Source organism: Aeromonas sp. L_1B5_3 (assembly GCF_963866575.1).
Classification (GTDB): Bacteria; Pseudomonadota; Gammaproteobacteria; order Enterobacterales; family Aeromonadaceae; genus Aeromonas; species Aeromonas jandaei.
Genome location: NZ_CAWMDN010000089.1, coordinates 1 through 215, shown reverse-complemented (window position 1 = coordinate 215; position 215 = coordinate 1). Strand labels below are relative to the sequence as shown.

The following is a 215-nucleotide window of genomic DNA, read 5'->3' as shown; positions in this document are numbered from 1 at the left end:
TCCCTGAACCGACGATGGCGATCTTTTTCTTCATGAATGGCTTCCTTTCGATACGAGTGCGCGGCCGAGGCGCAGCCAGAGCCCCACCGGCAGCGCACCAAGCAGGCGCAGCAACCAGATGAAACGGCGGGGAAAGTGGATCTGGTGACGACCGGCGGTCAGCCCGTCCATGATGACGCGGGAGGCCTGCTCCACCGTCACCAGACAGGGCATGG

The 215-nt window shown here is 63.3% G+C and carries 1 pseudogene; it reads right to left on the bottom strand.

Features of this window, described 5'->3' with window-relative positions:
• Nucleotides 1-30: 30 nt before the first annotated feature.
• Nucleotides 31-215: pseudogene (locus AACR93_RS05490) on the bottom strand (short-chain dehydrogenase); the annotation flags it as partial.